Here is a 22211-nt window from a genome sequence, read left to right on the forward strand (position 1 = left end):
TGTCTTATTGGCTGTTCACCGGCAGCTACCGCGCCGGCACGCCGATTTATGCCACGCCAGGCCAGGTGCTTTGGCACAACACCTTCAAGTTCATCTGCGGCGCGATCTTCTTTTTTCTCATCGCGCCAATTCTCACGATCATCCCGCTGAGTTTCAACGCCGAGAACTTCTTCACCTTCACCCCGGCAATGCTGTCGTTTGACCCCGAGGGTTACTCGCTCAAGCATTACCGCGACTTCTTCACCAACCCGGACTGGCAGCAGGCTCTGAAAAACTCGGTGCAGATTGCTCCGGCGGCGACACTTATCTCGGTTTCGCTGGGCACACTGGCTGCAATCGGCCTGTCGCAGCCGCATGTGCCGTTCCGGCGGGCGATCATGGCGATCCTGATTTCACCGATGATCGTGCCGCTGATCATTTCCGCGGCCGGCATGTATTTCTTCTACTCGCGCATCGGCCTGCAGGGCACCTATGTCGGGGTTGTCCTCGCCCATGCGGCACTTGGCATTCCTTTTGTCATCATCACCGTGACCGCTACACTGGTGGGTTTCGACAAGTCCCTCACCCGGGCTGCCGCCAACATGGGCGCCGATCCGGTCACCACGTTTTTCCGGGTACAGATGCCCTTGATCCTGCCGGGCGTGATCTCGGGAGGCCTGTTTGCCTTCATCACCTCGTTTGACGAAGTGGTTGTCGTTCTCTTCGTGGGTTCGGCCGGACAGAAGACGCTTCCCTGGCAGATGTTCACCGGCCTTCGGGAGCAGATCAGCCCGACCATCCTCGCGGTGGCCACCATCCTTGTGGTGATTTCGATCATGTTGCTGACTGTCGTGGAATTGCTGCGCCGCCGGTCCGAACGCCTGCGTGGCCTGTCACCGGGCTGACAAAAGCCCGGGCTCCGGTGTCGCTCTGGTACCAGACCATGTCAAATTCTGTAGCTGCATGACAGGACAGATGGCCTATAATACAAAAGCCGGTTTCACTTCCCGGCCAGGCCAACGTCCGCGGCAATAGGGTCGCGGGCCATCAGGCCCAATTGAAGCGATCCCCGACATGACAAAGCCAAACAGCACTGACGATATGCTGCACGTCTTCCAATGGAAGAACGGAGACAAGGAATGGTCGCCATTCTCTGCTGCCGAAATGGACCGGCGTCAGAACGCGATGCGCGCCCATCTCGCGACCAAGAACATCGATGCCGCGGTTTTCACCTCCTACCAGGGCATCTGCTACTACTCGGGTTTTCTCTACTGCTATTTCGGCCGCAAGTTCGGCTTCGTCTTGACCCAGGACAATGCCACCACCGTCTCGGCGGGAATTGACGGCGGCCAGCCCTGGCGGCGCAGCCATGGCGACAACATCATCTATTCCGACTGGCGCCGGGACAACTTCTTCACGGCGCTGAAATCTCTGATCCCCTCCGGCGCGCGCCGTGTCGGCATCGAGTTCGACCACGTCTCGCTCGATTTCCGCAAGCTGCTCGGCGATGCGTTTCCGGGTGTGGAATTCGTCGATGTGGCCGAAGCCTCGATGTGGATGCGCACGATGAAATCGGCCGAGGAACACGCGCTCATCCGCGAAGGCACGCGTGTGTGCAACGTCGGCGCCCGCGCGGTGATGGAGGCGGTGGCTGAAGGTGTGCCGGAATACGAAGTGGCGCTCGCCTCCACTCAGGCCATGGTCCGCGAGATCGGAACGAGCTTTCCCTTTGTCGAACTGATGGACACCTGGACCTGGTTCCAGTCAGGCATCATGACAGACGGCGCACACAACCCCGTCACCAACAAGAAGATCGCCCGCGGCGACATCCTGTCGCTCAACTGCTTTCCGATGATCTTCGGCTACTACACCGCCATTGAACGAACCCTGTTCTGCGAAGAGGCATCCGATGCCCATCTCGATCTGTGGCAAAAGAACTGCGCGGTTATGAAAGCGGGCTCGGACATGATGGCACCGGGCAAGAAGTGCTCGGACATCGCCCTGGCACTCAATGACATGTACCGCGGCTGGGATTTGTTGAAATACAGGTCCTTCGGCTATGGCCACTCTTTTGGAGTGCTTTCGCACTACTACGGCCGTGAAGCTGGCGTGGAACTGCGCGAGGACGTCGACACGGTGCTTGAGCCCGGCATGGTTGTCTCCATGGAGCCGATGATCATGATCCCGGAAGGCATGCCGGGTGCCGGCGGCTATCGCGAGCATGACATTTTCATCATCACCGAAACCGGGGCGGAAAACATCACCAATTTCCCCTATGGCCCGGAAGAGATGATCATCCGTCGCTGACGGGTCCGCACGGGCGGGTGGAGCCAACGAAAGAAGGTCTCATTCGCCCGGCGCCTCACTTACTGGTACCGCGGCGCGATCCCCGATGATCAGCCGCGTTCCCCCGCCTTCCAGCGTGGCTGCGATCTCGTCGGACACCGGCTCGTCAGTCACCAGATTGCCGATAGCCTCAAATCCCGCCACCTGCACCAGGCCACGGCGGCCGAACTTGGTGTGATCGGTCACCACGTAGCTGTGAGCGCCGCGCGACAGCATCATCCGCGCAAACTCGGCCTCCTCGAGATCGAAGTCCATCACTCCCGATCCAGCGTCGATCGCACCGGCGGAGATGATCGCGTGGGTGACCGAAAACTTGGCGATGAACTCGATCGCCGAGACCCCGAACGCCGCACCGGAATCGCTCCTGAGCTCGCCTCCGGCCATGTAGACCTTGTTGCCGTTCACCGTCGCCAGCGTCCTGGCAATATCGGACGAATTGGTGACGACGGTGAGCCTGCGGTGACCGAGCAGTTCCCGCGCCACGAAGCTGGTCGTGGTCCCTGTATCGAGCATGACTGAATCGCCGTCATGGATCATCTGCGCCATGGCCCGCGCAATGAGTCGCTTGGCGTCGGCATTCTCACGCATCCGGCGCTGAAACGGCGCTTCGCCGACCTGCCCCGCCAGTCCGACCGCACCGTGGATCTTGAGCACCGATCCGTTGTCGGTCAGTGGACGCACGTCACGGCGTACGGTCTCGAGTGAAACACCCAGCCTGCTTGCGAGCCCGGAAATCGTGACCGTGCCCTCATCAGCCAGTATCCGCATGATCTCTGTGTGACGTTTGGACAGCATATGAAGGCCTTCCTGATCTGCTCTGTTTTTAGGCGAGACCCGCCTCCTTATCAATCAAAACCAAACAATCCGGTCATCAAAGCAAAAAATAGCCACAGAATTGATTGACAAGGTAGGGGGTGTGGTGTGGGATCAAGAGGTTAACAAGTCGCGCACGGGTGCGCTGCCGTCTGACCTTTTTCGGCTCTGCGGGGAATGTACCTGAATGCGGGATAAAACAGGGTGAACAGGAGGCTCGACATGCATTCAGCCAATCTCTTTTCCGTCCGCACATTCAGGCAAATCACCGCAGCGCTCGTAATCTCGGGCGCTTCGTGCTTTGGCATGTCCGCGTCGGCAATGGCACAGGAATCCACAGACCCGATCAAGCTGACGCTCCATGACTGGACCGGCCAGCTGATCACCACCGAAATCATGGGCGAAGTGCTCAAGAAGGCCGGCTATTCCATCGAATACGTCCAGGCCGATTATCTCGCCCAGTTTGCCGGGCTGGAATCAGGCGACCTCCATGTCGCCATGGAAATGTGGGAAACCACCGGCCGCGAAGCCATGGACGCCGCCACGGCGACCGGCAAGGTCGAGAACTTCGGCCCGACCGGGATGAAGGCAAAGGAAGAGTGGTGGTACCCGTCCTACATGGTCGAGAAATGTCCCGGTCTTCCGAACTGGGAAGCGCTCAAGGACGAAGCCTGCGCCGAGGCCTTCTCGACCGCGGAAACTGCACCCAAGGGCCGCTATCTTGGCGGACCGGTGACCTGGGGCGGCTTTGACGACGAACGTGTCGAGGCTCTCGACCTGCCCTTCGAAGTCATTCACGCCGGCACCGATGCGGCCCTGTTTGCGGAACTTGAAAGCGCCTATCAGCGCAAGGCGCCGATCATGTTGTGGATCTACGCTCCGCACTGGGCGCCCGCAAAATATGATGGCGCATGGATCGAGTTCCCGGAATACTCCTCCGAGTGCTACAATGATGCTTCAGCGGGCATCAACCCGGATGCCGCCTATGACTGCGGCAAACCGTTCGGCGAAATCTGGAAGGTTGGCTGGGCCGGCGTGAAGGACAAGTGGCCGGGCGCCTATGACGCGATCAAGGCTTTCACCATCGACAATGACGAAATGGGCAAGATGATCACCGAGGTCGATCTCGACGGAAAGACCGTCTCTGCGGTCGTTGGTGAATGGATGACCGCCAATGAAGCCCGCTGGTCGGAGTGGATCAAGAAGTGATCCTTCTCTAAGCGGGCTGTTTCCGAACCCGCATCGCATTGGCAGCCGGATCTTTGGGACCGGCTGCCGGTCACCCCGCAACGCATCCTCCCGGCTCTGTCCCGGGCCGGATCCGGCGCCAAGACAACAGTGTTCCCCACCGGGTAATCCATGACCACTCCCGAAGCCAAGCTTGTCTGCCGCAATGTCTGGAAACTGTTCGGCGCCGACGCTAGCGGCTTTCTCACAGCCCATGACGGCCAACCCGAAACGGATGCAATCACCAGAGCCGGCCTTGTCGGGGCGGTTCGCCGGGTTGATCTTGACGTCCGCGAGGGTGAGATCTTCGTCATCATGGGTCTTTCGGGATCCGGCAAATCCACGCTCGTCAGGCTGATGTCCAGGCTGATCGAGCCCACCGGCGGCGATGTGCTGTTCAAGGGCGAGAACCTCTTGAAGGTCTCGCAGGCCCGGATGATCGAAATCCGTCGCCACCAGATGGGCATGGTGTTCCAGCACTTCGCGCTTCTGCCGCATCTGACCGTGCTCGACAATGTGGCCTTTCCGCTCGATATCCAGGGAATGAGCCGCGCCGCACGCGAGGCCCGTGCCCGCGAGATGATCGAGCTCGTCGGCCTCGCCGGAAAGGAAAGCGCCTTTCCGCGGCAGCTCTCCGGCGGCCAGCAACAGCGCGTCGGCATCGCCCGCTCGCTCGCCGTCGAACCCGAGATCTGGTTTCTCGACGAGCCCTTCTCGGCGCTCGATCCGCTGATCCGCCGCGAGATGCAGGACGAGTTCATGCGGCTGCAGACCGTGCTGCACAAGACCATCGTCTTCATCACTCATGATTTCGACGAAGCCATTCGGCTGGCCGACAGGATCGCCATCATGAAGGACGGCGAAATCGTCCAGGCTGGTACACCCGAGGATATCGTTCTCACTCCCGCCACATCCTATGTCGCCGAATTCACCCGGAGCGTGGCCCGCGCCAAGGTCATCCGCGCCCGCAGCCTGATGGTCGCGGCAAAGCCCGGCGACGCGGAAGGCCCGACAGTGTCCGACCGGTCCAACATCGCCGATGCTGCCCCGCTGTTTCTCGATGGCGTCAGCCATCTCGGCGTGACCGATGACACCGGCAAACTCGTTGGCCGGCTCGACCGCGACGCGGTTGTCTCGCTGATGTTGCAGGGCTGAGCATGACCAGCTCGAACCCACCCATGACGGGAACCGATGCGAGGCAGCGTCAGCCGATGACCAGCCGGTTGCCGCTCGCATGGCTCACGGTCCTGGGCGGCTTCATCGTCTTCTGGCTGTTCGCCGGGCCCTATCTGCCGGCCGCGTTCGAATATCCGAAGGAACATGTCATCAAGCTTGCCAAGTGGATCAGCGCGGCTATGAAATGGCTGATCGACGAGGCGAGTTTCGGCCTGTTCAGCTTCACCGATCTGACCCGCTTCATTTCCGCTGTTCTGGATGTGCCCTACACCCTGGCAGCCAGCCTGCTCTCCACCGGCTTCCTCGAAGGCAGCGGCTCTTCGGCCATCCAGATTGTACCGCCCTTGTCCTGGATTGCCGTCATCGGCCTTGTCATGCTGCTCGGGCACTGGCTCGGCGGCAGGCCTCTGGCCTTGCTGTCCGGTGCCTGCTTCCTGTTCCTGGCCGTGTTCGGCCAGTGGACCAGCGCGATGATCACCCTCGCCTCGATCCTCGTCGCGGCCCCGCTCGGCGTCCTTTTCGGGCTGCTGTTCGGCATCGCCGCCTGGCGTTGGCGCTGGCTTGAGCGGATGATTATGCCGCTCCTGGACCTGATGCAGACAATCCCGGTGTTTGCCTATCTGGTGCCGGTGCTGTTCCTGTTCGGTTTTGGCCCGACGGCGGCCGTCATTGCCACGCTGATCTTCGCGACCCCGCCGATGATCCGCATTGCCATTCTGTCCTTGCGCGCGGTCCCGGGCGAAATCATAGATCTGGGCCACATGGTCGGCTGCACCGAACGCCAGATGACCTGGCGGGTCATGGTGCCCGCAGCACGCGAAAGCCTGATGGTCGGCATGAACCAGGTCATCATGTTGTCGCTCAACATGGTCATCATCGCATCGATGATCGGTGCCGGCGGTCTGGGTTTCGACGTTCTCGCCGCTTTGCGCCGGCTCGATTTTGGCGCCGGTCTCGAGGCCGGCTTCGCCATCGTCGCCCTTGCAATCGCCATGGATCGCCTCAGCCAGGCAGCCGCCGAAAAGCTCTCGGCCCCGTCGCCGGAAAACAATGCCTCGGGATTTGCAGCCCGGCACCCCTATCTGATGGCCGGTGTGGCGCTGGTGCTCTTCACATCGGCGCTGGGCTACATGATCCCTGCCATACGCACCTATCCCGAGGCCTTGCAGCTGTCGACCGGCACCTTCTGGTCGGAAGTCGTCACCTGGATCAACATCAACTTCTTTGACACTCTGGAAGCCATCAAGAACGCGATGCTGCTCAACGTGCTGATTCCGTTCAAACGTTTCCTGGGCGGTCTGCCCTGGTTCGGCGTAACCGCACTGCTGGGCTTTGCAGGTTTCCGGCTCGGTGGCTGGCGCCTGGCACTGCTCACCACCTGCCTTCCCCTGTTCATCGCCGTGACCGGGCAATGGGAAAAGGCCATGATCACCGTTTATCTCTGCGGCATTTCCGCTGTGCTCGCAGCACTGATCGGGTTGCCCATCGGCATCTATTCGGCCACCCGTGACCGGGTCTGGAGCTGGGTACAGGTTGCCATCGACACGCTGCAGACCTTGCCGAGCTTCGTCTATCTGATGCCGGCGGTGATGCTGTTCCGCGTCGGCGATTTCACCGCAATGATCGCGGTCGTGGCTTTCGCCATTGCGCCGGCCATCCGCTACACCGCGCTCGGCATCCGCAAGGTCGATCCCAAACTGATCGAGGCCGGCCGCGCCATGGGCTGCACCGAATGGCAGATCCTCACCCGCATCCGGCTCAAGCTGGCGCTGCCCGAAATCCTGCTCGGCCTCAACCAGACCATCATGTTTGCCCTGTCGATGCTGGTCATCACCGCCCTGGTCGGAACCCGCGATCTTGGCCAGGAAGTCTATATCGCTCTGACAAAGGCCGACACCGGCCGCGGCCTCGTCGCAGGCCTTTCGATTGCCGCCATTGCCATTATCGCAGACCGCCTGATCTCGGCCGGCGCCATCCATGCCAGACGCCGCCTGGGCCTGGAGTAACCCATGACCGACAACGCCTCTACCGACCGCATCCGCGTCCTGCCCTGTTTTTCCGGCTCCATCGAAATCGAGCCGCTGACGGGTGGATTGAGCAATGAAAGCTGGCTGGTCAGGGATGCCGCCGGACGCCATGTCGTCCGCCTGGGCCAGGATTACCCGTTCCATCACGTCGATCGCCGCCGGGAGGTCATGACCGCACGTGCAGCACATGAGGCAGGTTTTGCTCCCCGCGTGGAATACGCCGAGCCCGGTCTCATGGTCTCGGCCTTCCTGGATGCCCGCACTTTCGATGCCGCCGATGTGCGTGCCAACGCTGAGCGCGTCGGCCGCCTCATCCGCGATTTCCATTCATCCATGCCGCGTCATGTCGAGGGCCCGGGCTTCATGTTCTGGGTGTTCCATGTCATTCGCGACTATGCCCGAACGCTCGCCAGCGGCGGTTCGCGAATGGCTGACCGGCTGGCCGGCTGGCTTGAACTTTCAGATCAGCTGGAAGCCGCCCAATGCCCCCTGCCGATTGTCTTCGGACACAATGATTTGCTGCCCGCCAATTTTCTTGATGACGGGCACAGGCTCTGGTTGATCGATTTCGAATATGCCGGGTTTTCAACCGCCATGTTCGACATCGCCGGGGCTGCATCAAACGCCGAAATGGGCGAAGACGAGGCTCATTCCCTGCTCGAGGTGGCGCTGGGGTTTCCGCCCGATGCTGCCGTTACCCGTTCGCTGAACGCCATGCAATGCGCCTCGCTGCTGCGCGAAACCATGTGGAGCCTGGTCTCGGAACTCTACCTCGAGGCCCCCGGTGCCGACTACGAAACCTATACCGCAGAGAACCTCACCCGTCTGGATGCGGCTCTCGACCAGTACCATTCGACCTATGGAAAGACATCATCATGACACTCCCTGACCGGGCCCAAATCGTCGTTATCGGCGGCGGCATCATCGGTTGTTCGACGGCTTACCATCTTGCCCGTGACCACAAAGCGGATGTCATTCTTCTGGAGCAGGGCCAGCTGACCTCCGGTTCGACCTGGCATGCTGCAGGCCTCGTCGGACAACTGCGCTCGTCGGCATCGATCACCAAGGTGCTCAAATATTCCGTCGATCTGTACAAACGGCTCGACCAGGAAACCGGCCTTGAAACCGGCTGGAAGATGTCAGGCTGCCTCCGGCTCGCCACCAACCAGGACCGCTGGACCGAATACCGGCGGCTGGCCACCACCGCGCAGAGCTTCGGCATGGACATGCATCTGCTCTCGCCTGAGGAAGCAAGGGCAATGTTCCCACTGATGCAGGTCGATGATCTTGTCGGCGCCAGCTGGCTTCCCACCGATGGCCAGGCCAGTCCATCCGACATCACCCAGTCGCTGGCCAAGGGTGCGCGCATGCATGGCGCGAAGATCTTCGAACACGTGCGCGTCACCGGTTTCGGCATGAAGGACGGCCGCATTCTTGCCGTGAAGACCGACAAGGGCGACATCGCCTGCGAAAAGGTGGTCAATTGCGCCGGCCAGTGGGCGCGCCAGATCGGCGCCATGGCCGGAATCAATGTGCCGCTCCAGCCGGTCAAGCACCAATATGTCATCACCGAGAAGATCGACGGCCTGTCAGCCGATGCGCCGACCATCCGCGATCCCGACCGCCGCACCTATTTCAAGGAAGAGGTCGGCGGCCTGTCCTTCGGTGGCTACGAACCCAACCCGCAGGGCTGGACCACCGGCGATATCCCCGACGATTTCGAGTTCCAGCTGTTCGACGATGATTACCACCATTTCGAGCAGCACATGATACAGGCGATTGCACGTGTTCCCGCACTTGAACATGTCGGCGTCAAGCAGATGATCAACGGACCGGAAAGCTTCACCCCGGATGGCAACTTCATCCTCGGCCCGGCGCCCGAATGCATCAACATGTTCGTCGGCGCCGGCTTCAACGCCTTCGGCATTGCCTCGGGCGGCGGCGCCGGCTGGGTGCTGGCGCAATGGGTGATCGACGGCGAGGCGCCGCTTGATCTCTGGGTCGTTGATATCCGCCGCTTTGCCGACATGCACCGGGACCGGCAATGGGTCAACGACCGCACGCTCGAAGCCTACGGCAAGCATTACGCCATCGGCTTTCCCCATGTCGAATACGAGAGCGGGCGGCCGCGCATCGTCTCCCCGCTCTATGACCGGCTCAAGGCCCATCGCGCCGTGTTCGGGTCCAAGCTTGGCTGGGAACGCCCCAACTGGTTCGCGCCCGAGGGCATGGAGCCGCGGGACATCCCCACCATGGGTCGCCAGAACTGGTTCGACGCGGTCGGCGATGAACACCGTCATGTCCGCGAGAAGGTTGGCATCTTCGATCAGTCTTCCTTTGCCAAGTATGAGGTCAGCGGCCCTGATGCGCTCGCGGCGCTGAGCCATATCTGCGCCAATGATGTGACCAAGCCGGTCGGACGCCTGACCTACACCCAGCTGCTCAACACCAGGGGCGGCATCGAGGCGGATCTGACCGTGGCGCGCCTCGCAGATGACCGGTTCTACATCGTCACCGGCACCGGGTTCCGCACCCACGATCTGGCCTGGATCCGGGAGCACATAGCAGAAGGCGCCGATGTCAGGATCGAGGACATCACCGAAGCCCATGGCACGCTGTCGCTGATGGGCCCGCATGCCCGCGATGTTCTGGAAAAGATCACGTCGGCGGATGTCTCCAACGCTGCATTCCCCTTTGGCCATGTCCGTGAAATCGACATTGCCGGCCATACCGTCCGCGCCTTGCGGGTAACCTATGTCGGCGAGCTCGGCTGGGAACTGCACATGCCGATCGGCGCCACCGGCGAGATTTTCGACGCGCTGATGGATGCGGGCAAACCCTGGGATATCCGTCCGGTCGGTTACCGGGCGCTCGAATCCCTGCGCCTGGAAAAAGGCTACCGGGCCTGGGGCTCGGACATCACCCCCAACGACACGCCCCACGAGGCGGGCCTCGGCTGGGCGGTACGGCGCAACTCGAACACCGGATTTGTCGGCCAGAAGGCTCTGGCGGCAATTGCCGGCCAGCCGCTGACCAAGCGTTTCGCCGGGTTCGTCATCGACGATCCAGACGCCGTCCTGGTCGGACGCGAAACCATTTTGCGCAATGGCCAACCCGTTGGCTACCTGACCTCCGGCGGTTACGGCTACACCATCGGCAAGAGCGTCGGCTATGGCTATGTCCGCAACCAGGACGGCGTCTCCGACGACTTCCTTGAAGACGGAGACTACGAACTGGTCATAGCGATGGAGCGTTTTTCCGCGCGGATCGGCCTGAAACCTTTCATCGATCCGGCCAACGCCAGGGTGAAAGCCTGAACCGGCAAATCCGGATCAGGCGACTTTCAGCGCAATGCAGCGGCTTGGCGTGGTGCCCGCCTCGCCGGGCATCGAAACATAGGGGCCGGTATCATCGATCAGAGTGCATACGCCATTCGCTTCAAGCTCGGCGAGACGCTGACGGAAGCTTGCCTGCCACAAGACGTCCTTGATGGTCAGCACGATCACGCCGCCGGACTTGCAGATCCGCAGCAGGTCGTCGAGGCCTTCAACACCGACATGGCCCGATGTGAAAACCCCGGCGGAGATGATCGCGGCGAAATGGTTGTCGGCAAATGGCAGCCTCGTGCCGAGCGCCGCCTGGTGCAGCGCCCTGTAGACACCCTTGCGTTCGGCCACCGCAAGCATGCCCCTGGAGAGATCGAGCCCCTCGACGTGCGTGTAACCCGTTATCGCCAGCCATTCCCCGATCAGCCCGGTCCCGGCACCCGCATCAAGCAGCGGCCCGGCGTCCTTCGAGACAAACCGAGCCAGCAGCGCGAGCGAAATGGCAGGATGGCGGTAACCGGCGAGAGACATGTCGCTGTCGTAGTTCTCCGCCCAGGCATCGTAGACCCGCGCGACATCTTCCGTGCTGTCAGCCTGGTACACAGCGCCGAGGCGGGCAGTCTTGTCATCCGTCGTCATGTCACGCTCCACTGTCATTCCGTTACCGGTTACCATAGCCATTTCAATGACTTTGTGGAACTGTGTCACAAGAGCTGAACGAGGAAAAGGAGGCGCACCGCCATGCCAGATGAAACAGAGAACCGGCTGCGCGCCAGCCTCTCCGCAATCCCGTCGCTCGTGAACTACACCGGCCCGGTCGAACGGCTGGGCGGTCTGACCAACCTGGTGTTCCGGGTCGGCGACACTTGTGTCCGATTGCCCGGTGCCGGAACCGAGGAATACATCAACCGGGCGCACGAGGCGGTTTCCGCCCGGGCTGCGGCGGATGCAGGCGTCAGCCCCGAGGTCATTTTTGCCGATCCTGAGACCGGGGTCATGGCGACCCGGTTCATCGATGGCGCCGCAACCATGACCCCTGCCGGTTTCCGTGCGGATATCGGCACCGTCCGCCGCGCCGGCCAAGCCTTTCGACGGCTGCACACGTCCGGCGCGAAGTTTCCCTTCACATTCGAGCTCTTTGCCATGATCGACGAGTATCTCGGCATCCTTTCGACCAAGGATGTGGCACTGCCGGACGGCTACCATGACGTGGTCAGCGAAGCCCAATCGGTCCGCGCGGCCCTGGCGCGAAACCCGGTCCCGCTGGTTGCCTGCCATTGCGATCCGCTTTGCGAGAACTTCCTCGATACCGGCGAGCAGATCTACATCGTCGACTGGGAATATTCGGGGATGAACGACCCGATGTGGGATCTGGGCGATCTTTCCGTGGAGGGAGAATTCGATGCCGCCCAGGATCAGGCCTTGCTCGAGGCCTATGCCTGCGGTGAGCCGCAAGCCGCCGACCGGGCGCGGATGATCATCTACAAGGCGATGTGCGATCTTTTGTGGACGCTCTGGGGTTTGATACAACTGGCCAATGGCAATCCGGCCGACGATTTTCGTGCCTATGCGGATGGCCGCTTCGCCCGCTGCAGGACACTGATGGCAAGCGACACGTTCGCCGACAGTCTCCGCACCCTGCAGACGGCTTGAGGCCCGCAATACAGACTGCAAAAGCGATTGCCCCTTTGCCGGGGCTGACGTCGAACTCTTACATGGTTACGCCGATGCGCATCCTCATCATTCAGCACTCCGGCAAAGAACATGCCGGCGGGTTCAGGCCGCTGTTTTCCCGCGACGGGCATCAGGTGATTGCCTGTACGGCGCCCGACGAGATCGGCGACGCCGAGCTGAACGGCATCGACGGGCTCTGGGTTCTGGGCGGCCCGATGCAGGTCTGGGAGGCGTGTGAACTGCCGTGGCTGTCACGCGAGATCGACCTGATCCGCGAGGCGGTCCTCGAACGCAAGTTGCCTTATTTCGGAATCTGCCTCGGCCATCAGTTGCTGGCGCACGTGCTCGGCGGCGAGGTAGCTCCTGCGGCCAAATCCGAGGTCGGGTTGCTGCATGTGGGCAAGCGCGGCAATCCGCCGATGTTCGATGGCCTGTCCGAAGAATTCGGGTGCTTTCAATGGCACAGTGCGGAGGTGAGCCGCTTGCCGCCGGGTGCCGAGGTCACTGCATCTTCCGACCACTGCAATGTTCAGGCCATGGTCTGGGGCGGAACGGCACACTCTTTCCAGTTCCATGCCGAGCTGGATACCGGCACTCTTGCCGACTGGTATGATATCGAACAATGTGAAGAGATGCTCCGCACTCATATCGGCGACGACGCAGACCGGATCTTCGACGATCTTTCCGCTGCCGAGGCGAGCCTCTCGCTTATGCGGGAAAACCTCTACCGCCACTGGATCTCCAGCTTCGCGCGGTAAAACTCGCTCCAGTCAGGACGGAACTGCCTCCGACGGGGTGAGAGGCGCCACCGTGATGGCGCCTCTTTCGTATTCCTGCAGGCGTAACCGCCCCCGGGGGGCCGGGTTACTGCATGGAAGCCTTCACATCGGCAACATCGGCGGCGGTCATCTGGCCATTGGTGACGACTTCGCCACCCTTGATCTGCCAGAGCCGGAACGGACCGGAAATGTCGCCATACTGGTCGAACGACACATTGCCGATGACGCCCTGGTAATTGATCGCCTTGCCTTCATTGATCAGCGCCAGTGCTTTCTTGAACTCTTCGGGTCCGGCATAGATCGTCTCGCCTGCCGGATCGACCACCGAACGGATCGCATCGCGGATGGCGTCGGATTCAGCCTTGCCGGCCTTGGCCACGGCCAGCCCGACAATAGCACCGGCATCATAGGACCGGTCGGCGGCGGGCGCCGACGGCGCGATGCCCCCCGAGAAAGCCTCGTAATTGGCGTAGAAATACTTGGTCGACTCCGTCTCGGTCGTCCCCGAAGACGTGCCAAAAGCGCCCTCGAGATATTCGGCGCCGACGGCCTCGATGAAATCCGTCGAGTTCATCCCGTCATTGAGCAGGAACTTCTGCGGGCCGCCCTGGCTGATCCAGGCCCGGGCAACGGTTGCACCGTCGACCGGATAACTGATCAGGTAGAGTGAATCCGGGCTGCCTTCCATGGCTGCGGTGACTTCGGCACCATAGTTGGGCTGGTTCTCGTTGTAGGGCGTGACAGATGTGATTTCACCGCCGAGCGCTTCATAGGAAGCGGAGAATTCGCGCATCAGGTTGACGCCGAAATCATTGTTGACGTGAATGATGGCCAGCTTCTTCAGGCCTGAATCGATCGCGTATTTGGCAGCCGCAATGCCCTGCAGCGCGTCGGACGTGATGGTCCGGAAGAAGTAGCCACCGGTCTTGCCGTCACGGCTCAGTTGCGTGAGCGTCGGGCTTGAGGATGCGGGCGACACCTGCACGACGCCGGCAGCGGCGGTCACAGACGTCAGGATCGGGATCGAGACCGACGAAATGATCCCGCCGATCACCACAGGCACCTGCTTGACATTGACAAGCTGCGTCGCCTGGTCGACGGCGACATTGCCCTGGCTCTGGCTGTCTCGGGTATCGGTGACCAGATTGCACCCAAGCACACCCCCAGCTTCGTTAAGGTCGCGGAAAGCCATCTCCACGGACTTGGCACCAGCCTGCCCGTAGGCCCCTGCGGGACCGGTGAGCTCCATCACCATTCCAATGGTGATGTCGCAGGCTTGCGAGCTGAGCGCCGAGGCACAAAGCATGGCCAAGGCAAGGCCGGATTTGCGGATCATGTTCATTCTCGTTCTCCTTGTTATGGGGCCTCTCTCGCCCGTTTTGTTATGTCGTAATCCAGGTTTCCTGCAGATGCCGCCAGACCACCCCCTCGGGTGCTTCAGGATCGGCACTGAACACGGCAGAGGAACGGCGGGCGGACTTTTCGCCAGCGATCACCTGATGTTCATCGTAGACGACAGCAACCGTGTCGCTGTCGATGAGGCGTGCCGAGATCAGGTCCACCCTGATTTCGAAATCCGCCGGGCGCTTGCCGCGGGCGTTGCTGATCATGACCACGACGTCGTCCCTGCCGATGGTGTTGGCGTCGGGCTCAATCATCACCATGTCTGGCGCAAAGGCCCGCAGTGAAGCCTCAAGCTCTGCTTCGCCGGCACGGCCGGTGAACCATTCCACGAAAAAATGATGCCGGTTGACGACTTCGGCCTGGGCGCGCGTGATCAGGTCCGCCATTCAATGCCCCTGTTTGTTCAGATTGTATTTCATCACCGAACCATGCTTGCCGTTCCGGTCCCGCTCCAGCGTGTAGACATCGCCGGGCACAGGATTGGCCCGCGCAAGAACGGCATTGATCTCCGCGAAATCCTCTTCGCTCAACTTGATGCCGGGGATCGCCAGGTTGCGCTCGAGATGGTTGCGGTTGCGCGCACCGACGATAACGGCTGCCACGCCGGGACGCTCGAGAACCGCGCGGCTGGCGATCGAGGCAATATCGCTGCCATGCCGCGCCGCGACCACGGACAATGCCTTCAACAACTCCTGAAACAGCGCCCAACCGCCGAACTCGTCGACGATCAGCTTGTACTTGATCAGCGACCGGTTCTCGAAGGGCGGCGTCAGTTCGGGTACGCCGAGCATGCGTTCGGAAAACAGCCCGCCGCCGACCGACCCGTAGCAAAGAAAGCGAACCCCGTGCTGGGCAGCCGCGGTCGTCATCGCGCGCGATGGACGGTCGTCGATCAGCGAATACTGAACCTGCATGGAGACCAGCGGCACACCGGCATCGATGATCCGCAGCATCTGTTCCGTGTCGAAATTGGTGCCGCCGATATTGGCGATCTTGCCTTCCTGCCGGAGCTCCGCAAGCCAGGTGGCCACTTCAACCTGGCGGTCGACTTCATAATCCCACCAGTGAAACTGTACCAGATTGAGCTGGTCCATGTTCAGGCGCTTGAGCGAGGTCTCGATGGCGGCGGCCACGTCGGCTTTTGTAAGTGTCGCGAGATTGCCCAGATCGGGAACAAACTTTGTGTGCACCTTGATCTTGTCAAGCGCCTCGGCGCCGCGGGCCCGTTCATACTCCTTTCGGAAATCCCCGATAAGGGCTTCCACCCCGGTGTAGATGTCGGCGCAATCGAATGTCGTGATCCCCGAATCGGCAAAGGCGATCATGTCATCGATACTGGCCTGCCGGTCGATATCGCCATGCCCGCCGGCCAGTTGCCAACCACCCTTGATGACACGGGAAATCCGATGTCCCGGAGCCAGGTCATAGGTCTGCATTGTCATCTCCCAGTGGCACGGCAGTGGTCTCGGAATGGCTGAAACGCCTCAGCCCGGCACGCGTTATCCTCAACCGCGAGGGACAATTGGGGTCCGGACAGGCAATCTCGGCATCGGTGGACATCCAGTCATTCGCATCTGTCTGGCGCTGCTTGGCGGCCAGCAGGGGCAGCACCGAAGCCAGCGAGTAGATCGAGATTCCCTGCCCGTCAGGCAGGTGCAGCATCTCTCCACGCAGTTCGAAATAATCGCCAACATTGGCGCCGCACCAGATCTTTGCGCCTTCCGGTGCAACCACTTCCACCTTCAGATCCCAAAGCTCGAAGCCATCATCCTTGCTCATGATGCGCCTCCCTCGCCCTCGTTCCAGAAATCCGGATCCGCCCTTTCCAGAATGGCGAATGACTGGCTGATATCAGCCGTCAACTCGCTGGCAACGCGGGCCTTGTCGCCGGCCTGGATGGCTTCGAGAATGCCCCTGTGATGCAGCGTGGCGGCCGTGTCTGTGAGTGGCTTGTGCAGCTTCGCCGCAGCCCGGACATAGGGCCCTGCCTGCATCCAGAGACTTTCAACGATGGGCATGAACACCGACGAGCCTGCCGCCTCGTACAGATGGAAATGGAAGGCATGGTTCAGCGTCGCGACATCCTGGGCGTCGCTCGTATCCTCATACTCTGCCGTCAGCATTTCCAGCCGCTCGATATCGTCAGTGGTCAGATTTGAAATCGCACGGGCGGCCAGCTCGCTTTCGATCAGGGTTCGTGCCTGAGCGATATCCCGCGCCCGCTCCAGTGTAAGCAACGGCACGCGCACCCGACGGTTCGGCATCGCTTCCAGCGCACGTTCAGACACAAGCCGCGCCAGAGCCTCGCGTACCGGCATCGAACTGACCGACATGCGCTGAGCCACGTCTCCGGCGAGAAAGATTTCGCCGGCATCGAACCGCGCCTGGATGAGAGCGATGCGGAGCTGCCGATAGATCCGGTCCTGAACGGTCTCGCGGCCGACGGGCGAAAGCGCGTCGAGCCCGGGCCCGTCAAACTTGGTGGTGGTCTGGATGTTCATTCCGACAATGCCCGCCTTGCTCGTTTGGATCTTTACTTTAGGCCTGAAACATGATCGTGTAAATGATAAATGATAGTTGATCAACTTTGATTGAGCCTCATGACCGGATCCAGTCAGCCACCAATTCTCAAGGCCCGCGGCATCACCAAATCCTTTGGAGGATTTCGCGCCGTCAACGACATTTCGCTGGATTTGGCCGCCTCGGAAATTCTGGGCGTGATCGGGCCGAACGGCGCGGGCAAGTCGACGCTCTTCAACCTGTTGGCCGGTGCATTGCCGGTCGACGCTGGCAGCATCCACCTGGCCGGCAAGGATCTCACCAAAGCACGGCCGGAAGCCCGGATCCTGTCCGGCCTCGGCCGCACCTTCCAGATTCCCCGCCCGTTCCCCCGCATGACGGTGCTGGAGAATGTCATGACGGCGGCTCAGAACCAGCTCGGCGAAGGATTGTTTTCGGCGCTCATCGCCCCGCGCCAGGTCGCCGCGCAGGAGCGAACGAATGTCGTTCGTGCTCGCGACATCCTGGATTTCGTTTCCCTCTCGCATCTTGAGGATCAACCGGCAGCGGTGCTTTCAGGCGGGCAGCGCAAACTGCTCGAACTTGCCCGTGTGCTGATGGCCGAGCCAAAGCTCATCCTGCTTGACGAACCGGCGGCCGGGGTCAATCCCGCGCTTCTCGATCTGATCATCGACCGCATTCGTGCCATCAACAAGCTGGGAATCGCGGTTCTGCTGATCGAGCACAACATGGAAATGATTGCGCGCCTATGTCCCCGCGTCATCGTCATGGCCGCCGGCAAGTCCTTGGCCGAGGGTGCGCCGGAAGAGGTCACCAGGCGCGCCGATGTGATCGATGTCTACCTCGAGGGAATGCCCGCATGACCGCGCTGTCCGTCGCCGGTCTGCACGCCGGCTATGATCCCGATCTGCCGATCGTCAAGGGTGTGAGCTTCGACATCATCCGAGGCGAGGCTGTCTCGATTCTCGGCCCCAACGGCGCCGGAAAATCCACCATGATCAAGGCCATTGCCGGCCTTGTGCCATGCTTCGCAGGCCACGTTCGGCTCGGACAGACCGATGTGACCGGACTCGCCTCTCATCATCTGGTGCGCAACGGCATGGGGTTCGTGCCCCAGACCGAGAACATCTTCACCCGCCTGACGATTCTCGAAAACCTGCAGATCGCGGCGCAGTTGCTGCCAAAGGCCGAGCGCGCCGGACGGATCGCAGCGATGCTCGACATGTTCCCCGACCTTGCCGCCCGGCCTGGCGAACTGGCAGGTGCACTCTCCGGCGGCCAGCGCCAGATGCTTGCCGCTGCTCGTGCCCTTCTGACCGAGCCGCAGGTGCTCATGCTCGACGAACCTTCCGCCGGCCTCTCACCAAAGCTCGTTGGCCAGGTGTTCGACACCTTGCGCCGTATCTCCGAAGCCGGCGTGACGCTTGTCCTCGTCGAGCAGAATGTCCGCGCGGCCCTGACGCTGACAGAACGCGCACTTGTTCTGGTTGACGGCAAGCTCGCCCATGACGGCCCCTCGGAAACCCTGCATGACGGCAAGCTGCTGGGCGAACTGTTCCTTGGCCATCGCACGGCGGAGGCTAGAACATGAACCCGCAAGCCATCATCGACGGATTGATAGCCGGATCGACCATCGGTCTTGGCGCGATCGGCCTGACCCTGACCTATTCGATCCTGCGCTTTGCCAACTTCACCCATGGCGATTTTCTCGCCTGGGGCGCCTACCTGACATTGACCGTGGCTGGTGTCCTCGGCGGGCTTGCCGCCGGGCTCGGCGCGCCAGTCTATCCCTTCAGCTTCGGTTGGGGACTTCCGCTTGCCATGTTCGGCGGTGTGGCGCTGACCGTGGCTTTGACGCTGGGACTGGACCGCATCCTGTTCGGCAAGCTACGGGCCCGTGGTGCCGATGCGATCATCATCGTCATGGCAAGCTTCGGCGCGTCGATGGCGTTGCGGTCGCTGCTTGAGTTCATCTTCACCGCCAAACCCGCCTACTTCACCAAGGCGCTGCAGATTGCCAAGCCACTGGGGCTCGGCATGCGCGCCACACCTGACCAGTTGCTGGTGATCGGCATGACCGCCGTGCTCGTGGTGATGCTACATCTCCTCGTCACCCGCAGCGCCACCGGCAGGGCGATGCGGGCGGTTTCGGAGAACCCGAGCCTTGCCGGGGTCTACGGTGTCAATGTCGAGAATGTCATTCGCGTCACCTGGATCATCGGTGCGGGCCTCGCCTGCATCGCCGGCGTCATGGCCGGACTGCTGGTGCAGATCCGTCCCTATATGGGTTTCGACCTGCTGCTGCCTTTGTTCTCGGCCGCCATTCTCGGCGGTATCGGCTCCATCCCGGGCGCCATGCTGGGAGGACTGATCATAGGGCTTGCGGAAGCCTTCGCAGTACAGGTCGTCGGCGCGGAATGGCGCGCCGCCATCTCCTTCGTCATTCTCGTGCTGGTGCTGATGCTGCGCCCTCAGGGCCTCTTCGGCCAGAAGGGGGCATGAATGGAACTCCTCGCTTACGCAGCCTTCTTCCTGACCATTGCGCTCACCTACGCGATCATCTGCCTGGGACTGAATGTGCAATGGGGACAAACCGGGCTGTTCAATGTCGGCATCGCCGGTTTTGTCGGCCTCGGCGCCTATGTTTCGGCGGCCCTGACGACACCTAACGCGGCCGAACGCATCGGCGGCTTTGATCTCCCCATCGCACTCGGCTGGCTGGCAGCCATTGCGGCCGGCGGCGGCCTCGCGCTTGCGGTCGGCCTGCTGACCCTGAGAATGCGGTCGGACTACCTGGCCATCACAACCTTCGGCATTGCCGTGGCGCTCCAGCTTGTCTTCCAGAACACCGAGAGCCTGACCGGCGGCGCCTTCGGCATGGCCTTCATCCCGCGGCCCTTCTCGGGGCTTCAGGGAGAAGCCTTTGCTTTCAATGGTCTCAACCTGGCACTGACGGCTGCGGTCGTCCTCGCTTGTTATCTGCTGCTTGAACATCTCCTGCGCAGTCCCTGGGGTCGCGCCTTGCGCGCGGTGCGCGAAGACGAGGTCGCCGCCCAGGCGCTCGGCAAGAACCCGGTTCTTCTACGCATCCAGGCCTTCGCCCTCGGCGGTGCAATCATGGCGCTGGCAGGCGCTGTACAGGCCCATTTCATCGGCTTCATCGCACCGGGCAACTACCTGCCGATGATGACCTTCCAGGTCTGGGCGATGCTGATCGTCGGTGGGTCGGGCAACAACCGCGGCGCAATCCTCGGCGCAGTTCTTGTCTGGGCCATCTGGGCCCTGTCCGGTGCGCTGATCTCGGAGGTTTTCCCCGCCGATCAGCAGGCCCGCGCGGCCTCGCTGCAGATCGTCATCATCGGCGTGATGCTCTGCGTCATTCTATTGTGGAGGCCGCAGGGCATCCTGCCCGAAGTGCGCTCCGTATCGCGTCATCTCGGACGCCGCAACAAGGACATCAAACCATGAAACCCGACCGCAAGGATCTCGCGCCCGGCCTCTCGATCAGCCGCATTCTGACCGGCCTGTGGCAGGTTGCCGACCAGGAAAAGGACGGCGTCACGCTAGACCCGGTCGCTGGTGCGAAGGCGCTTGCCGACTATTCCCGGGAAGGATTCGACACCTTCGACATGGCGGACCACTACGGCACCTCGGAACTGATCACCGGCGAGTTGCTGCGCAGCTGGCAGGGTGGCGACCGCCCCCGGGCCTTCACCAAGTGGTGCCCCGAACCCGGACCGATGACACCGGAGATCGTCCGTGCCGGCGTGCAGGAACGTCTCGACAGACTAGGCGTCAAGCGTGTCGACCTGCTGCAATTCCACTGGTGGACCTTCGAACATCCCGCCTGGCTCGATGCCCTGCACGAGATGAAGCGGCTCAGGCAGGAGGGCCTGATCGGCGAAATCGGCGTCACCAATTTCGATGCCGCCCATCTTGATCTCGCATTGGCCGAAGGCATCCCGTTGGTTTCCAACCAGGTATCGTTTTCGCTGATCGATCGCCGCGCCGCGGGGCATCTGGCGGAGATCTGCAAGAAGCATGGTGTCCACCTGCTTGCCTACGGTACCCTTTGCGGTGGCTTCCTCTCCGAACGCTGGATCGGCAAGCCCGAACCCGAGGCGGTCAAGGACTGGAGTGGATCCAAGTATCTCAGGTTCATCCAGGCTGCCGGAGGCTGGAACGGCTACCAGGGCATTCTCAAGGCTGCCGACGAGATCGCCCGCAAGCATGGCGTCTCGATCTCCAACGTCGCCACCCGCTGGGTTCTCGAGCACGCCCATGTCGCAGGCGTCATTGTCGGCGCGCGCCTCGGCGAAAACCAGCACCGCGCCGACAATCTGCGGCTGTTCCAGTTCGAACTCGATGCGGACGACCATGATCGTCTCGACCAGGCCTTCGCCGCGACCCGCATGATCCCCGGCGATTGCGGCGACGAGTACCGCCAGCCACCCTTCCTCACCGCATCGGGCGATCTGAGCCATCACTTGTCGGAGATGCCGAGCGCCATGCAGGCCGTCACCGACCCGGACAATCCCGACCGGGCACGTGTCTTCTCCGGATCCCTTTGGGAACCGATCGCCGGCTATTGCCGGGCGCTGCGCGACGGCGACAGGATCGTGGTTTCCGGCACCACTGCAACCCACGGCGTCGACCGCACGGTTGCCCTTGATGACGCCGGCGCCCAGACAACCTATATCCTCGACAAGATCGCGGCATCAGTGCGCGCGCTCGGCGGAGACCCGAAGGACATTCTGCGCACCCGCATGTATCTGCGTGGCGAGGAGGACATTGAGGCTGCGGCCCGCGCCCACGGGCTTCGCTTCACCACCAATCCGCCGGCCAACACCACGTTCCTGGTGGGCAACCTGATCGGCGATTTCCGCGTGGAGATCGAGGCCGAGGCCGTCGTCAGCAGGAAACAGGACTAAAGGCTCTCC

The 22211-nt window shown here is 61.8% G+C and carries 21 protein-coding genes; 14 read left to right on the forward strand and 7 right to left on the reverse strand.

What is annotated here, in order from left to right; genetic code table 11:
- Positions 1-44: 44 nt before the first annotated feature.
- Both SPHINGO391_RS19700 and SPHINGO391_RS19705 read left to right on the forward strand, forming a co-directional pair.
- The gene (locus tag SPHINGO391_RS19700) at positions 45-884 is read left to right on the forward strand and encodes an ABC transporter permease (protein ID WP_244615455.1); all 840 of its coding nucleotides are present in this window, start codon (positions 45-47) and stop codon (positions 882-884) included.
- Between the two features lie 169 nt (positions 885-1053).
- Entirely contained in the window at positions 1054-2286 is a 1233-nt protein-coding gene (locus SPHINGO391_RS19705) for a M24 family metallopeptidase (RefSeq protein ID WP_152010438.1), read from the forward strand.
- A 39-nt stretch (positions 2287-2325) separates the two neighbouring features.
- Here the strand turns inward: SPHINGO391_RS19705 and SPHINGO391_RS19710 are convergent, their stop codons facing one another.
- Positions 2326-3120 (reverse strand): DeoR/GlpR family DNA-binding transcription regulator, encoded by a 795-nt coding sequence (locus SPHINGO391_RS19710; protein WP_152010439.1) that lies wholly within the window; start codon positions 3118-3120, stop codon positions 2326-2328.
- Positions 3121-3444: 324 nt separating this feature from the next.
- Between SPHINGO391_RS19710 and SPHINGO391_RS19715 the strand changes: the two genes are divergently transcribed.
- From SPHINGO391_RS19715 to SPHINGO391_RS19735, 5 genes are all read left to right on the forward strand, one after another.
- Complete coding sequence (locus SPHINGO391_RS19715) at positions 3445-4347, forward strand: ABC transporter substrate-binding protein (protein WP_152011644.1); 903 nt, start codon at positions 3445-3447, stop codon at positions 4345-4347.
- 150 nt (positions 4348-4497) lie between these two features.
- On the forward strand, positions 4498-5520 hold the full coding sequence (locus tag SPHINGO391_RS19720) for a betaine/proline/choline family ABC transporter ATP-binding protein (RefSeq protein WP_152010440.1): 1023 nt from the start codon (positions 4498-4500) through the stop codon (positions 5518-5520).
- Between the two features lie 2 nt (positions 5521-5522).
- A complete protein-coding gene (locus tag SPHINGO391_RS19725) occupies positions 5523-7547 on the forward strand; it encodes an ABC transporter permease subunit (RefSeq protein WP_244615269.1) in 2025 nt (674 codons plus the stop codon).
- A 3-nt stretch (positions 7548-7550) separates the two neighbouring features.
- Complete coding sequence (locus SPHINGO391_RS19730) at positions 7551-8447, forward strand: phosphotransferase (RefSeq protein WP_152010441.1); 897 nt, start codon at positions 7551-7553, stop codon at positions 8445-8447.
- Positions 8444-10885, forward strand: a complete 2442-nt coding sequence (locus SPHINGO391_RS19735; RefSeq protein ID WP_152010442.1) for an FAD-dependent oxidoreductase — start codon at positions 8444-8446, stop codon at positions 10883-10885. The genes SPHINGO391_RS19730 and SPHINGO391_RS19735 overlap by 4 nt, the downstream gene beginning before the upstream one ends.
- Before the next feature lie 15 nt (positions 10886-10900).
- Here the strand turns inward: SPHINGO391_RS19735 and SPHINGO391_RS19740 are convergent, their stop codons facing one another.
- Entirely contained in the window at positions 10901-11533 is a 633-nt protein-coding gene (locus tag SPHINGO391_RS19740; protein ID WP_152010443.1) for a class I SAM-dependent methyltransferase, read from the reverse strand.
- 102 nt (positions 11534-11635) lie between these two features.
- Between SPHINGO391_RS19740 and SPHINGO391_RS19745 the strand changes: the two genes are divergently transcribed.
- Both SPHINGO391_RS19745 and SPHINGO391_RS19750 read left to right on the forward strand, forming a co-directional pair.
- On the forward strand, positions 11636-12547 hold the full coding sequence (locus SPHINGO391_RS19745; protein ID WP_152010444.1) for a phosphotransferase: 912 nt from the start codon (positions 11636-11638) through the stop codon (positions 12545-12547).
- 74 nt (positions 12548-12621) lie between these two features.
- On the forward strand, positions 12622-13326 hold the full coding sequence (locus SPHINGO391_RS19750; protein ID WP_193217351.1) for a type 1 glutamine amidotransferase: 705 nt from the start codon (positions 12622-12624) through the stop codon (positions 13324-13326).
- Positions 13327-13432: 106 nt separating this feature from the next.
- On the opposite strand, the gene SPHINGO391_RS19755 is transcribed toward SPHINGO391_RS19750, so the two are convergent.
- Genes SPHINGO391_RS19755 through SPHINGO391_RS19775 form a run of 5 tightly spaced genes read right to left on the reverse strand, consistent with a single transcriptional unit; the run spans position 13433 to position 17252 of the window.
- Positions 13433-14689, reverse strand: coding sequence for an ABC transporter substrate-binding protein (locus SPHINGO391_RS19755; protein WP_152010446.1), 1257 nt, complete (start codon positions 14687-14689; stop codon positions 13433-13435).
- A 40-nt stretch (positions 14690-14729) separates the two neighbouring features.
- Positions 14730-15137 (reverse strand): hypothetical protein, encoded by a 408-nt coding sequence (locus tag SPHINGO391_RS19760; RefSeq protein ID WP_152010447.1) that lies wholly within the window; start codon positions 15135-15137, stop codon positions 14730-14732.
- Positions 15138-16187, reverse strand: coding sequence for an aldo/keto reductase (locus tag SPHINGO391_RS19765; protein ID WP_152010448.1), 1050 nt, complete (start codon positions 16185-16187; stop codon positions 15138-15140).
- Entirely contained in the window at positions 16174-16530 is a 357-nt protein-coding gene (locus SPHINGO391_RS19770) for a TIGR04076 family protein (protein WP_152010449.1), read from the reverse strand. The genes SPHINGO391_RS19765 and SPHINGO391_RS19770 overlap by 14 nt, the downstream gene beginning before the upstream one ends.
- Positions 16527-17252 carry a GntR family transcriptional regulator gene (locus SPHINGO391_RS19775; protein ID WP_152010450.1) on the reverse strand — a complete coding sequence of 242 codons (726 nt, stop codon included), beginning with the start codon at positions 17250-17252 and terminating at the stop codon, positions 16527-16529. The genes SPHINGO391_RS19770 and SPHINGO391_RS19775 overlap by 4 nt, the downstream gene beginning before the upstream one ends.
- A gap of 99 nt (positions 17253-17351) precedes the next feature.
- Between SPHINGO391_RS19775 and SPHINGO391_RS19780 the strand changes: the two genes are divergently transcribed.
- The 5 genes from SPHINGO391_RS19780 to SPHINGO391_RS19800 are packed head-to-tail and all read left to right on the forward strand — an operon-like array spanning position 17352 to position 22202.
- Complete coding sequence (locus SPHINGO391_RS19780; RefSeq protein WP_152010451.1) at positions 17352-18134, forward strand: ABC transporter ATP-binding protein; 783 nt, start codon at positions 17352-17354, stop codon at positions 18132-18134.
- Entirely contained in the window at positions 18131-18862 is a 732-nt protein-coding gene (locus SPHINGO391_RS19785; RefSeq protein ID WP_152010452.1) for an ABC transporter ATP-binding protein, read from the forward strand. The genes SPHINGO391_RS19780 and SPHINGO391_RS19785 overlap by 4 nt, the downstream gene beginning before the upstream one ends.
- The gene (locus SPHINGO391_RS19790) at positions 18859-19773 is read left to right on the forward strand and encodes a branched-chain amino acid ABC transporter permease (RefSeq protein ID WP_152010453.1); all 915 of its coding nucleotides are present in this window, start codon (positions 18859-18861) and stop codon (positions 19771-19773) included. Before SPHINGO391_RS19785 ends, SPHINGO391_RS19790 begins: the two co-directional genes overlap by 4 nt.
- On the forward strand, positions 19774-20739 hold the full coding sequence (locus SPHINGO391_RS19795) for a branched-chain amino acid ABC transporter permease (protein ID WP_152010454.1): 966 nt from the start codon (positions 19774-19776) through the stop codon (positions 20737-20739). It begins immediately after the preceding gene.
- Positions 20736-22202, forward strand: coding sequence for an aldo/keto reductase (locus SPHINGO391_RS19800; RefSeq protein ID WP_152010455.1), 1467 nt, complete (start codon positions 20736-20738; stop codon positions 22200-22202). Before SPHINGO391_RS19795 ends, SPHINGO391_RS19800 begins: the two co-directional genes overlap by 4 nt.
- The last annotated feature ends 9 nt before the right edge of the window (positions 22203-22211 follow it).

The organism is Hoeflea sp. EC-HK425, from assembly GCF_902498795.1.
Taxonomy (GTDB): domain Bacteria; phylum Pseudomonadota; class Alphaproteobacteria; order Rhizobiales; family Rhizobiaceae; genus Hoeflea; species Hoeflea alexandrii.

Bases quoted from the DNA above. Each gene is read 5' to 3' on its own strand.
- SPHINGO391_RS19775 (WP_152010450.1), bottom strand. From the start codon at position 17,252: ATGAACATCCAGACCACCACCAAGTTTGACGGGCCCGGGCTCGACGCG.
- SPHINGO391_RS19765 (WP_152010448.1), bottom strand. From the start codon at position 16,187: ATGCAGACCTATGACCTGGCTCCGGGACATCGGATTTCCCGTGTCATC.
- SPHINGO391_RS19715 (WP_152011644.1), top strand. From the start codon at position 3,445: ATGTCCGCGTCGGCAATGGCACAGGAATCCACAGACCCGATCAAGCTG.
- SPHINGO391_RS19725 (WP_244615269.1), top strand. From the start codon at position 5,523: ATGACCAGCTCGAACCCACCCATGACGGGAACCGATGCGAGGCAGCGT.
- SPHINGO391_RS19795 (WP_152010454.1), top strand. From the start codon at position 19,774: ATGGAACTCCTCGCTTACGCAGCCTTCTTCCTGACCATTGCGCTCACC.
- SPHINGO391_RS19740 (WP_152010443.1), bottom strand. From the start codon at position 11,533: ATGACGACGGATGACAAGACTGCCCGCCTCGGCGCTGTGTACCAGGCT.
- SPHINGO391_RS19745 (WP_152010444.1), top strand. From the start codon at position 11,636: ATGCCAGATGAAACAGAGAACCGGCTGCGCGCCAGCCTCTCCGCAATC.
- SPHINGO391_RS19730 (WP_152010441.1), top strand. From the start codon at position 7,551: ATGACCGACAACGCCTCTACCGACCGCATCCGCGTCCTGCCCTGTTTT.
- SPHINGO391_RS19780 (WP_152010451.1), top strand. From the start codon at position 17,352: ATGACCGGATCCAGTCAGCCACCAATTCTCAAGGCCCGCGGCATCACC.
- SPHINGO391_RS19735 (WP_152010442.1), top strand. From the start codon at position 8,444: ATGACACTCCCTGACCGGGCCCAAATCGTCGTTATCGGCGGCGGCATC.
- SPHINGO391_RS19755 (WP_152010446.1), bottom strand. From the start codon at position 14,689: ATGAACATGATCCGCAAATCCGGCCTTGCCTTGGCCATGCTTTGTGCC.
- SPHINGO391_RS19710 (WP_152010439.1), bottom strand. From the start codon at position 3,120: ATGCTGTCCAAACGTCACACAGAGATCATGCGGATACTGGCTGATGAG.
- SPHINGO391_RS19790 (WP_152010453.1), top strand. From the start codon at position 18,859: ATGAACCCGCAAGCCATCATCGACGGATTGATAGCCGGATCGACCATC.
- SPHINGO391_RS19750 (WP_193217351.1), top strand. From the start codon at position 12,622: ATGCGCATCCTCATCATTCAGCACTCCGGCAAAGAACATGCCGGCGGG.
- SPHINGO391_RS19785 (WP_152010452.1), top strand. From the start codon at position 18,131: ATGACCGCGCTGTCCGTCGCCGGTCTGCACGCCGGCTATGATCCCGAT.
- SPHINGO391_RS19760 (WP_152010447.1), bottom strand. From the start codon at position 15,137: ATGGCGGACCTGATCACGCGCGCCCAGGCCGAAGTCGTCAACCGGCAT.
- SPHINGO391_RS19720 (WP_152010440.1), top strand. From the start codon at position 4,498: ATGACCACTCCCGAAGCCAAGCTTGTCTGCCGCAATGTCTGGAAACTG.
- SPHINGO391_RS19770 (WP_152010449.1), bottom strand. From the start codon at position 16,530: ATGAGCAAGGATGATGGCTTCGAGCTTTGGGATCTGAAGGTGGAAGTG.
- SPHINGO391_RS19800 (WP_152010455.1), top strand. From the start codon at position 20,736: ATGAAACCCGACCGCAAGGATCTCGCGCCCGGCCTCTCGATCAGCCGC.
- SPHINGO391_RS19705 (WP_152010438.1), top strand. From the start codon at position 1,054: ATGACAAAGCCAAACAGCACTGACGATATGCTGCACGTCTTCCAATGG.